Origin of the sequence: Paenirhodobacter populi (genome assembly GCF_004022215.1) — a bacterium.
Classification (GTDB): Bacteria; Pseudomonadota; Alphaproteobacteria; order Rhodobacterales; family Rhodobacteraceae; genus Rhodobacter; species Rhodobacter populi.
In genome coordinates this window covers 1-9,564 of the sequence record NZ_SAUZ01000052.1, presented here as the reverse complement: position 1 = coordinate 9,564, position 9,564 = coordinate 1, and the positions used below count along the sequence as shown (strand labels likewise).

14 protein-coding genes and 1 pseudogene are annotated in these 9,564 nt (G+C 64.5%); 12 read left to right on the top strand and 3 right to left on the bottom strand.

Annotated elements, in window-relative coordinates; all coding sequences use genetic code 11:
* Positions 1-178: 178 nt before the first annotated feature.
* On the bottom strand, positions 179-844 hold the full coding sequence (locus D2T30_RS22370; RefSeq protein WP_128210591.1) for an ArsR/SmtB family transcription factor: 666 nt from the start codon (positions 842-844) through the stop codon (positions 179-181).
* 72 nt (positions 845-916) lie between these two features.
* Between D2T30_RS22370 and D2T30_RS22365 the strand changes: the two genes are divergently transcribed.
* The 4 genes from D2T30_RS22365 to D2T30_RS22350 are packed head-to-tail and all read left to right on the top strand — an operon-like array spanning position 917 to position 2,748.
* The gene (locus tag D2T30_RS22365) at positions 917-1,240 is read left to right on the top strand and encodes an NIPSNAP family protein (RefSeq protein ID WP_128210590.1); all 324 of its coding nucleotides are present in this window, start codon (positions 917-919) and stop codon (positions 1,238-1,240) included.
* A complete protein-coding gene (locus tag D2T30_RS22360; protein WP_128210589.1) occupies positions 1,237-1,605 on the top strand; it encodes an antibiotic biosynthesis monooxygenase family protein in 369 nt (122 codons plus the stop codon). The genes D2T30_RS22365 and D2T30_RS22360 overlap by 4 nt, the downstream gene beginning before the upstream one ends.
* Positions 1,592-2,002 carry an ACT domain-containing protein gene (locus tag D2T30_RS22355; protein WP_128210588.1) on the top strand — a complete coding sequence of 137 codons (411 nt, stop codon included), beginning with the start codon at positions 1,592-1,594 and terminating at the stop codon, positions 2,000-2,002. The genes D2T30_RS22360 and D2T30_RS22355 overlap by 14 nt, the downstream gene beginning before the upstream one ends.
* The gene (locus D2T30_RS22350; RefSeq protein ID WP_128210587.1) at positions 1,999-2,748 is read left to right on the top strand and encodes a sulfite exporter TauE/SafE family protein; all 750 of its coding nucleotides are present in this window, start codon (positions 1,999-2,001) and stop codon (positions 2,746-2,748) included. The genes D2T30_RS22355 and D2T30_RS22350 overlap by 4 nt, the downstream gene beginning before the upstream one ends.
* An 85-nt stretch (positions 2,749-2,833) precedes the next feature.
* On the opposite strand, the gene D2T30_RS22345 is transcribed toward D2T30_RS22350, so the two are convergent.
* Complete coding sequence (locus D2T30_RS22345) at positions 2,834-3,169, bottom strand: winged helix-turn-helix transcriptional regulator (protein WP_128210586.1); 336 nt, start codon at positions 3,167-3,169, stop codon at positions 2,834-2,836.
* Between the two features lie 139 nt (positions 3,170-3,308).
* Between D2T30_RS22345 and D2T30_RS22340 the strand changes: the two genes are divergently transcribed.
* On the top strand, positions 3,309-4,316 hold the full coding sequence (locus tag D2T30_RS22340; protein ID WP_128210585.1) for a zinc-dependent alcohol dehydrogenase family protein: 1,008 nt from the start codon (positions 3,309-3,311) through the stop codon (positions 4,314-4,316).
* 278 nt (positions 4,317-4,594) lie between these two features.
* Positions 4,595-5,467 carry a DMT family transporter gene (locus tag D2T30_RS22335; protein ID WP_128210584.1) on the top strand — a complete coding sequence of 291 codons (873 nt, stop codon included), beginning with the start codon at positions 4,595-4,597 and terminating at the stop codon, positions 5,465-5,467.
* 236 nt (positions 5,468-5,703) lie between these two features.
* On the opposite strand, the gene D2T30_RS22330 is transcribed toward D2T30_RS22335, so the two are convergent.
* Positions 5,704-6,144 carry a hypothetical protein gene (locus tag D2T30_RS22330; protein ID WP_128210583.1) on the bottom strand — a complete coding sequence of 147 codons (441 nt, stop codon included), beginning with the start codon at positions 6,142-6,144 and terminating at the stop codon, positions 5,704-5,706.
* Positions 6,145-6,519: 375 nt separating this feature from the next.
* Here D2T30_RS22330 and D2T30_RS22325 point away from each other — a divergent pair, with 375 nt between their 5' ends.
* The 6 genes and pseudogenes from D2T30_RS22325 to D2T30_RS22315 form a co-directional block, all read left to right on the top strand.
* On the top strand, positions 6,520-7,158 hold the full coding sequence (locus D2T30_RS22325; protein WP_128210582.1) for a LysE family translocator: 639 nt from the start codon (positions 6,520-6,522) through the stop codon (positions 7,156-7,158).
* A gap of 1,400 nt (positions 7,159-8,558) precedes the next feature.
* Positions 8,559-8,720, top strand: a complete 162-nt coding sequence (locus D2T30_RS23300; protein ID WP_164884408.1) for a hypothetical protein — start codon at positions 8,559-8,561, stop codon at positions 8,718-8,720.
* A 63-nt stretch (positions 8,721-8,783) separates the two neighbouring features.
* Positions 8,784-8,927 (top strand): HU family DNA-binding protein, encoded by a 144-nt coding sequence (locus D2T30_RS23295; RefSeq protein ID WP_164884407.1) that lies wholly within the window; start codon positions 8,784-8,786, stop codon positions 8,925-8,927.
* On the top strand, positions 8,924-9,049 hold the full coding sequence (locus tag D2T30_RS24285; RefSeq protein ID WP_128210592.1) for an HU family DNA-binding protein: 126 nt from the start codon (positions 8,924-8,926) through the stop codon (positions 9,047-9,049). The genes D2T30_RS23295 and D2T30_RS24285 overlap by 4 nt, the downstream gene beginning before the upstream one ends.
* A 53-nt stretch (positions 9,050-9,102) precedes the next feature.
* The gene (locus D2T30_RS23290) at positions 9,103-9,246 is read left to right on the top strand and encodes a hypothetical protein (RefSeq protein ID WP_164884406.1); all 144 of its coding nucleotides are present in this window, start codon (positions 9,103-9,105) and stop codon (positions 9,244-9,246) included.
* A pseudogene (locus D2T30_RS22315) lies at positions 9,243-9,564 on the top strand (hypothetical protein); the annotation flags it as partial. The gene D2T30_RS23290 and the pseudogene D2T30_RS22315, both read left to right, overlap by 4 nt.

Here is a 9,564-nt window from a genome sequence, read left to right as displayed (position 1 = left end):
GGCCTGATCAGGGCTCAGCTGTCCCACCTCCGGCGCCGCACTGCGTCTGGCGAGGCTTATCGGGCCGCCACCCGCGCGAAAGGAAGACCTGACGTCGCTATGCCGGGCGGCACGGAAAATCACCCTCAGACAGACCCCGCCGCCGAGTTTTGACACAGCCTCGGCTCTTAGCCGCCGGTCAGCTCAGCCACCTGTTGAAGCCCCGCTCCCCTTCAGGGCTAAAGCAGATGATGCGGGACTCAGGCAGCCGCCGCGCCCAGGAAAGCGCGAGCACGCGGTCGAGGATGGCCTTGCCCATGCGCCCGGCCAGATGCTGTCGTCGCTGGCTCCAGTCGAGGCAGGCACGGCAGAGGGGACGATTGCTGGGGGGCAGGTTCCCGAGGTTCAGGCCGATCTCGGCCAGCTTGTCGTTGCCGCGCTCTGTCACGGTCAGATCATCCGCCAGCCAGTGATCCGCCTGCATCCGCTCGAACAGCCGAACGCCCATCTCACCCGCCAGATGATCGTAACAGATGCGGGCCTTGCGCAGCGCGGGATCGCGCGGGCCGGTGCGCAAAGGCGGTGCGGCATCGCTGGAAAAGACCATCAGCGCTTCAAGCAGGCTGGCGACGTGGAGACCGGCGAGACGGAAATACCGGTGACGCCCCTGTGCCTCGACCGTCAGCACCTCGCCGTCCACAAGCTTGGCAAGGTGAGAGCTGGCGGTCTGCTTCGTGATCCCGCCCAGCCCGGCCAGCTCGGTCGCGGTCAGGGCGCGGCCATCCATCAGCGCGATCAGCATCGCGCTGCGGGCAGGGTCCGCGACAAGGGCGGCCACGCGGGCGATATCGGGGCCTTCTCTCATGGTTCGATCCTAACCGAACCATTCGCCGCCTCCAACCGGATAGGCTGGGGGACAGCAAGAAAGGCAAAACCCATGATCACCTGCGTCATCACCTATGACATCGACCCGAACCGGCGCGAATTGTTCGCGCAATATGCCCGCAACTGGGGGGAATGCAGCCCGCGTTGCGGGGCCGATCTGATCGGCTACTTCGCCCCGCACGAAGGATCGACCTCGACGGCCTATGGAATCTATTCCCTGCCGTCACTGGCGGAGTATGAAGCCTATCGCGCGCGGTTGGCGGCTGACCCTCTGGGGTGCGAGAACTACGAATTTGCCAGACGTGAAGGGTTCATCCGCCGGGAAAGCCGTCTATTCGTCAAACTGGCCTCGGCGCCGCATGGGGTGCGCGCATGATCGCCGTCATTTTCGAGGCCTGGGTTCCTGGTGAGGCGCAGGCCGAATATCTCGATCTGGCCGCGGAACTGGGCCCGCTGCTGGCGGACATCGATGGTTTCATCTCCATCGAGCGGTTCCAGAGCCTGACCACCCCCGGCAAGGTCCTGTCGCTGTCATTCTGGCGCGATGAGGCGGCCGTTGCGGCCTGGCGCAATCTGGCGGAACACCGTCGCGTGCAGGCCGCCGGCCGCGATCACGTCTTTGCCGATTACCGTCTGCGTATCGCGGCGGTGACGCGGGACTATGGCATGAACGCCCGCGCCGAGGCTCCGACCGACAGCCGCGCCATCCACAGGGAAGCCCCCGATCATGTTCGACCTTGAGTTTCGGCTCGAAAACCGTCCCGGCGCGCTCGCCGAACTGGGCGAGGCGATGGGCCGCGCCGGCGTGTCCTTCGAGGGTGGCGGGGTGTTCGGCCATGGCGACCGGGCCATCGCGCATTTCCTGTTCCGTGATGGCGAGGCCGCGGCCCGCGCTGCGGCAGAGGCCGGGATCGCGGTCGTGGCGATCCGCAAACCTTTGATCCGCAGGCTGAAACAGGGGACTCCGGGCCAGCTTGGCGCGATCTCGCGCGCGCTTGCCGGGGCCGGGGTCAACATCCTCGTGCAGTATTCCGATCATCACAACAGGCTTGTCCTGATCTGCGATCGCGAGGATCTTGCACGGCGTGCGACAGAAGAATGGTCTGACGGCGGCAATCGTCAGACAGGTGCCCGATGAGCGACATGTCCTTGCCCGTCCTCGTCTTGATCCTCGCGACCTTCTTCGCGGCCGGAGCGGTCAAGGGGGTGACCGGCATGGGGCTGCCCACGGTTGCCATGGGGGTGCTGGGGGCGCTTATCTCGCCCCTGACCGCGGCGAGCCTGCTGATCGTGCCGTCCTTCTTCACCAATCTCTGGCAGCTTCTGGCGGGCCCGGCATTGCGGCCTGTCCTGCGGCGGTTCTGGCCGATGATGCTGGCGATCTGCGCGGGCACCGTGCCGGGGGCGGCCTGGCTGGCCGGCGGCAATGCGGGCGTGGCAAGGACGCTTCTGGGGGCGGCACTGGTCATCTATGCCGGATACAGCCTGCTCGCGCGGCAACTCTCGGTCCCGTCGCGGATCGAGCCCGTGCTGTCGCCCGTCATCGGTGGGCTGACCGGCATGGTCAGCGGCGCAACCGGCGTCTTCGTCATTCCCGCCGTGCCCTATCTGCAAGCGCTCGGCCTGTCGAAGGACGATCTCGTTCAGGCGCTCGGGCTTTCCTTCACGGTGTCCACCGTGGCGCTCGCGCTTGCGCTTGGCGCGCATGGGGCGTTTTCGGCCGGGATGATGGGGCTGTCGCTGCTGGCCCTTGGGCCTGCACTGATCGGCATGTGGGCGGGGCAGAAGCTGCGCAACCGCATCTCGCTTGCGACATTCAGGAAAGTGTTCCTCGGGTTTCTGCTGCTGCTCGGGGCAGAGATGGCGCTGCGGCAAGTGCTGTAGGCGGCACTCGTTCCGCCATCCTGCCGCCAGACGAGACAGGCCGAACCATCCCCCGGCGCTGAGCGATCGTATGTGGATCAGCCTGTCAGTGGGGTGCGACCATCCCGCCCGCATAGGCCTGTCCCCAGTCCCGCATCGCGACCAGAACAGGTTCGAGCGAATGGCCCAGAGGCGTCAGTTCATATTCCACCCGCGGCGGAACCTCGGGATACACGGTGCGGGTGATGATCGCCGCTTCCTCAAGTTCGCGCAGTTGCAGGGTCAGCATCCGCTGCGTCACCGAGGGAATGGCCCGGCCGAGATCGCTGAACCGCATCCGGCCCCGCAGCAACTGGAACAGGATGATCGGCTTCCACGTTCCACCCATCACCGACAGGGTCACCTCCACCGCGCAACCGCTTTTGCTGTTCAGTCTTCGCATATCGTCTCCGTGGCGTCATTACTTACATTTCTGTCAGTATAGGCGAAAATTGTGCGTTCTTGTAATAAATTCCCCGGCGGCTTTAGTGAAGGAGGCAATGGCGCGGCATTCTGCCCGCCTGAAATCGGAGGGAAACGCCATGAAAGCGATCCAACTTGCAGCGCCGGGCGGCCTTGAGAACCTGCGCCTCGTCGATCTGCCCGACGCCGCGGCGCCCGGCGCGGGCGAAATCACCGTCCGGGTGCATGCGAGTTCGCTCAACTATCACGACCTCCTCGTCGTCACCGGACCGAGGAGAGGATCCGGCAATCTGATCCCGATGGCCGATGGCGCCGGCGTGGTGACGGCGGTGGGCGCGGGGGTGCGCGAATTCGCCGTCGGCGATGCGGTGGTGTCCTGTTTCTTTCCGGAATGGCAGGCGGGCCATCGGGTGCCGACCGATTTCGGCACCGTGCCGGGCGACGGCGTCGATGGTTTCGCGCGGGAAAGCGTGACGCGGCCCGCCACCGCCTTCACCCATGCGCCCAGGGGCTACAGCCATGAGGAAGCCGCGACGCTGACCACCGCCGGGCTGACCGCGTGGCGGGCGCTGGTCGTCAATGGCCGGATCAGGGCGGGTGATACGGTGCTGGTGCTGGGCAGCGGCGGTGTGTCGATCCTGGCTTTGCAGATGGCGCAGTCGATGGGCGCGCAGGTGATCGCCACGACATCGAGTGCCGAGAAGGCCGCGCGGCTACGCGCGCTCGGGGCCGATACGGTGATCGACTACAAGACGACGCCCGAGTGGGGGGAAGCCGTCCTTGCCGCCACGGGCGGGCGCGGCGCGGATATCGTGGTCGAGGTCGGCGGTCCGGCCACCCTCGCGCAATCGATCCGCGCCGTTGCGCCCGGAGGGCATATCGCGCTGATCGGTGTTCTGACCGGCTTTTCCGGCGAGGTGCCGACCGCCGCGCTGATGGCGAAGCAGGCGACGCTTCAGGGCCTGATCGTGGGCAGCCGCGAACATCAGCAGGACATGATCCGCGCGCTGGAGGTGTTCAGCTGGCGTCCCGTCGTGGACCGCAGCTATCCGCTGGAGCAGATCTCCGAAGCCTTTGCCTGGCAGAAGGCCGGGCGGCACTTCGGCAAGATCTGCCTGAGTTACTGATTGCCCGGCAGGTGGCGCCCTGCGCGCCACCTGCTGATCGCGGCACAGGCGCGCGAAAGACCCTGCTGCTGGCGGGGTCTTGAAACCCCGATCCGATGATGGTTAGGATGCGGCATCGACTGAGTGGCAACTAGGGTTCCGGGCCGATCCAGAGGGTCGCCGCAGGACCGAGCGTTGCAGAGACCGGGGGAGTTCCCCGGGCCAGCACCCAAGGGATAAAAGCCCAGGGGAGGAGACGTCGAGATCAACCGCGCCGATGGGCGCATATGGGGGTCTCAATGACGCTTGCCTCGCTGTTCCTTGTCGTTCTCGCATCCTTTTTCCATGCAAGCTGGAACCTGCTTGCCAAACGGGCCGCATCGGTCGGGCCGGTCTTCGTCTTTGCCTACAACCTGATCGCCTGCGTCGCCTATGCGCCGTGGGTGCTGTATCTGCTGGCGCAGGGCAGGATCATATGGACATCGGCGGGCATCGGCTTCGTCCTGCTCAGCGGGGTGATCCATCTGGCCTACAGCCTGTGCCTGCAACGCGGCTATCAGGTGGCCGATCTGTCGGTGGTCTATCCGATCGCGCGCGGAACCGGGCCGATGCTGTCCTCGATCGGGGCCTTCCTGATCCTTGGCGAAACGCCGACGGGAACCGGGCTGCTCGGTCTGGCGCTGGTCGTTGCCGGTCTTCTGCTGATCGCCACGCAAGGCAGGCTTGCCGCCTTCACCCGTTCCGGCGGGCAGGCCGGTGTCCGCTGGGGCACCGCGACCGGCGGGCTGATCGCGGGCTATACGGTTGTCGATGCCTATGCGGTCAAGGCGCTCGGCATCGCGCCGGTGGTGCTGGACTGGTTCTCGAACCTGCTGCGGTTTTTCCTGCTGTTGCCGCTTGTCCTGACCAATCCCCGCCGCGCCATCGAGTCGATGCGCGGGCACTGGTGGACCGCCATTGGCGTGGGTCTGTTGTCGCCGCTCTCCTATATCCTCGTGCTGGCGGCGCTGACGGGGGGCGCGCCGCTCAGCCTTGTGGCCCCGATGCGCGAGATGTCGATGATGGTCGGCGCGTTGATGGGGATGCTGATCCTGCGCGAAAAGGTCGGCCCCTGGCGGCTGGTCGGCTGCGGTGTGCTGGTCGCCGGTGTGATCCTGCTATCGGCATCCTGACAAGCCAGTTTGAACTTCAGGCGCCGTGTCGCGGCAACCCTACGAGGCCAAGACGGATTGGCGAGCCGATCGGGCGCTGCTCTGGCGGCGGTTCTGAAAACGGCCGCTCATCACCGACGCGGCATTTTCTCATGCGAATGGCTGCGGGCTTGCGGCAGCCGTGCTTCATCTCTGGTTTTGCATGCCGTGACGGGTTCAGGGGATAAGCCGCAGGGAAACCGTGCCCCCCACGGCCGTCACGAACATTGCGTCAGATAGCTTTGCTGCGCTGCGTTCAGCATGCCGTCCAGGACGGCCATGCCAAAGGGGTTGCCGGATATGTCCGGCACCTGACCGAGTGGGGCCCGCTCGCGCAGCACCTTGATCAGCAGGTCGGGATGATAGTGTCGGAGCATGGATCCGAACACCAATGAGAAGGCCATGGCGTCCTGCTGGTTCAGAGCCCCCATCGTCGAGACCGTCGGCACTGACAGGCCCGAGATCCGCGCCACCTCGACCGGATCCGCATTTTGGTTGGCCTCCATCGCGGCACCGATCCTTTCGATATCAGCGGCCGAGCGGGTCGCCACTCCGCCCTCAATCTCCCGGAGTGCGCCGCATTGCGCGGGGGAGAACCTCATTGGCGCATCGACCGGCGGCAGCGTGGCGAACTGCGCAGCCGCGGGCAGGGCCGGCATTGCGAGCGCGCAGAAGACCGCAAGGGTGAGAAGGTGTGGGCGCATCGGGAGTTCCCATCGAGGTTCATCAGCTTCAGCGAAGCAATGTCACGGATCCGGGACGGAAGACAGCTGCGCGCAATCACATCCCCGTTTCATGGCGGCCTTCCGCCGCGGCGGGCTGCTTCGCGATGCTGGCATCACGGCGCCATGGCGCGCGGCCCTTTGCGAACGAACAGGGTATCGTCCCTCTGGGACGCTGCATTGCCGGAACTGCCGCCCGACTGCGACGCAATGAAATCCTCGTCAGCATGGTGGCTCTGCGGGTATTTCCAAAAATCTCTTGCGCCATCTTCCTTCCGGTGGATTGCTCGAATCTCCAACAGGAGGACCGCAATGACCCTTGAGCAATGGCTCGCCTTCGCCGCCGCATCCGCCGTTTTGCTGGCAATTCCCGGCCCGACGATCCTGCTGGTGATCTCCTATGCGCTCGGGCACGGCAAGAAGGCAGCCCGTGCGACTGTCAGTGGCGTCGCGCTTGGCGATTTCACCGCCATGACGGCCTCGATGCTCGGCCTGGGGGCGCTTCTTGCGGCCTCGGCCATGCTGTTCACCGTCTTGAAATGGATCGGTGCGGCCTATCTGGTTTACCTCGGAATCAAGCTATGGCGCGCGCCCGTCGCGGCAGGCGAGGCCAGCATGGATACCGAGGCCCTGCCAAAAGAAAAGCCGCTGCGGATTTTCCTGCACAGCTATGTCGTGACGGCACTGAACCCCAAGAGCATCATCTTCTTTGTGGCCTTCCTGCCCCAATTCCTGAACACGGCGCAGCCGGTCCTGCCGCAGATGGTCGTTTTCGAGACGACATTCCTCGTCCTGGCGATTCTGAACACCACCTTCTACGCGCTGGTGGCGTCAACGGCCCGCAAGTCGATCCGCAAACCGAACGTGCAGCGGGCGGTCAACCGTATCGGCGGGTCGTTGATGATCGGCGCGGGGGCTCTGGCCGCAAGCTGGAAGCGGTCGGCTGCTTGACCGTGCTTGCACAAGGGCAAAGCAGTCGGGGCACATCTCGGCGTTCCACAATAGGCCGCCCTTGGTCTCAGGAGCAGCATGCCCCGAGGGCAGAACGCGGCAACTGGACCGAGGCGGCCCCCACATGAAGCAGGTCGACGGCCAGAGCCGGGACGCCCAATATCCATGCGGCCATGCCATTCATTTCGCAACGTTCCCATAAGATGACGGGGGAACAACGCATGTTGGGCGCGACCGTTCCTTTCCGTCCAGAATGGACGAACCGCCCCGCACTGAGCGTTCCTGAAAAGTCAGGAGGGCACATGGCCTCAAATCTGAGGCCGTCTCGCGAGGCGACAAGCCGTGCGACCGACCCAAGGTGCCGGGGGTGGTCCTGAACTTTGGACCCCTCATGGGGACCGGCGCGGGGAGCTTCGTGCAAGATCGGATCGAATTGGAGATTTTGGGAAAGGGCATGCAAACCTTGGACATGCCTCACCGACCTATACCTGTGCTGCCCCCTCATCCTCGATGAGAACCGATAGAGAAGGCGGGTGCGATTGCCGAAGAAGCATTAGCCGCAAGCCGTAGCATGCAGGCGCAACCAAGCGTTTCAGGTGGGTGGATGTTTGGGCAGGTAACATCCAGAAATCAAGATTTTTATCAATAATTTCAATGACATATTACGGACTGGGAGTCCGCTAGTAATCTTCCGATATACCAATAAATATTAGCGTTATCCCAACTGACGTATACCAGTATGTGACCCAAAATATAACCCATAAACAGGGCATCATTTAGGCGTCCAAAATGCTCTCGAGAACCCGTCCGAAAGGACCGACGCTCCGCCGGATCGGCTTCGCATTGCCTGCGTCCATGATTGCCGTCAGCGCGGCGACCGGCGCCACGGTTCATGATCCCGATCGTCCGGGACTGCTTGGTGTTGATGGCCAGATTATCGGGAGCCGGGACGAGGTGCGCCTCGTGGCCCTGCCTCCGACAGACGGCGACGACGAGCCCCTATATGCGGTTCAGTGTGGCGCGTCCGTGGTTGGCTTCGCGCGGGACGGTGACCAATGCACGGACGGCAAACCGTTGAGCTGGTCCCGTGCGAAGGCGACGTGGCTCAAGCTGAGGAAGCCGCGCGGGCGCTTGCCGCCGCCGTCCAGCCAGCGTCGCAGATCGTGATCCCCGCGCCCTCGATGCTTGTGCCGAATTACCCCGCCACGCCCAGCCCGTTCACTGCAGCGTCCGGCCCGACCGGCGGGGCGGGGGTGTTTGCCTTCGCGGCTGCGCCCGGCGGAGGGTCGATCAGACCGGCCGATCCCCTTCCTGCAGTTCCCGCGCGCCCCCTCTGCGTTGGCGCTCCTCACCGCAATCTCGGACCTGTTCGGCCTGCGCAACGACCGGAGAAAACAACGATGGTCGCTTGGCTCAAGCGCCTCTGGAACCGTATCTGCCGCGACTTCGAAGAGGATCGGCGCCTTTATGGCCTTGGCGAGCGAATCTATCGGTCTGGGCGCACCCCGGAAACCGAGGAGGAGCGCCTTGCACTGCACATCGACGAAATGGGGCAGATGTAGAGCCGCCTTCATCTTGCAGTTCCGGCGATGCCGAACCCCTTCCATCTTCACCGGAGAAAACCAGTGACCAAATCTGAACTGATCGACGCGCTTGCCGCGAAGGGCCACATCAAGAAGGACTCTGCGGCGTTCCTCAAAAGCCTGATCATCGTGGCGCATGACGCCATTGGGCGAGGAATTTCACCTGCCCGGCGTGGTCCCGCCTGACCGTCAAGTATCGCGCCGCCCGCGGCGGTCGCAACCCGGCCACGGGCGAGAGCATCGACATTCCAGCGAAATATGTCGTCTCGCCGCGCGTTCCAGCCGATCTCATAAAGGTGCTGCTGTGAGATCCGCGCCAGCTTACCGCGGAAACCTCGCGGATCGCCTGAACGAGCGTCGCGTGCGTCGCTTGATCGTAGAATTGCCCGAGGAATTGATTGCCGAGGTCGACGAATGGGGTGCGGCGGCGGGCGAAACAAGCCGTCACGAAGCCGTCGATGCACTCTTGCGCGCCGGGCTCAAAAAGATGGAGGCCGCATCATGACCATGCACCAACCCATCACCGGCACCGCGTCGGCAATCCGCCTCAGCGCCACCATCGAGCTTGCCGAATTTCGGCGCGCCGCGCGGATTGCGTCGTCGGTCATCGAAAGACGCAACACCATCCCGGTCCTCGGCTATGCGCACCTCGGGGTGTCGAAAGGCATCGTCACCCTGCGCGCGACCGATCTGGATAGCTATTTCACGACGCTGGTCGAGGCAAACACTTCGGGCGAAGGCGCGGTGTTGATCAGCGGCAGGATGCTTTCGGCCTTCGCAGCGGCGGCGACCGGCCCGGTGACGATCGAGGTCCAGAAGGCCG

Bases quoted from the DNA above. Each gene is read 5' to 3' on its own strand.
- D2T30_RS22370 (WP_128210591.1), bottom strand. From the start codon at position 844: ATGAGAGAAGGCCCCGATATCGCCCGCGTGGCCGCCCTTGTCGCGGAC.
- D2T30_RS22365 (WP_128210590.1), top strand. From the start codon at position 917: ATGATCACCTGCGTCATCACCTATGACATCGACCCGAACCGGCGCGAA.
- D2T30_RS22360 (WP_128210589.1), top strand. From the start codon at position 1,237: ATGATCGCCGTCATTTTCGAGGCCTGGGTTCCTGGTGAGGCGCAGGCC.
- D2T30_RS22355 (WP_128210588.1), top strand. From the start codon at position 1,592: ATGTTCGACCTTGAGTTTCGGCTCGAAAACCGTCCCGGCGCGCTCGCC.
- D2T30_RS22350 (WP_128210587.1), top strand. From the start codon at position 1,999: ATGAGCGACATGTCCTTGCCCGTCCTCGTCTTGATCCTCGCGACCTTC.
- D2T30_RS22345 (WP_128210586.1), bottom strand. From the start codon at position 3,169: ATGCGAAGACTGAACAGCAAAAGCGGTTGCGCGGTGGAGGTGACCCTG.
- D2T30_RS22340 (WP_128210585.1), top strand. From the start codon at position 3,309: ATGAAAGCGATCCAACTTGCAGCGCCGGGCGGCCTTGAGAACCTGCGC.
- D2T30_RS22335 (WP_128210584.1), top strand. From the start codon at position 4,595: ATGACGCTTGCCTCGCTGTTCCTTGTCGTTCTCGCATCCTTTTTCCAT.
- D2T30_RS22330 (WP_128210583.1), bottom strand. From the start codon at position 6,144: ATGCCGGCCCTGCCCGCGGCTGCGCAGTTCGCCACGCTGCCGCCGGTC.
- D2T30_RS22325 (WP_128210582.1), top strand. From the start codon at position 6,520: ATGACCCTTGAGCAATGGCTCGCCTTCGCCGCCGCATCCGCCGTTTTG.
- D2T30_RS23300 (WP_164884408.1), top strand. From the start codon at position 8,559: ATGGTCGCTTGGCTCAAGCGCCTCTGGAACCGTATCTGCCGCGACTTC.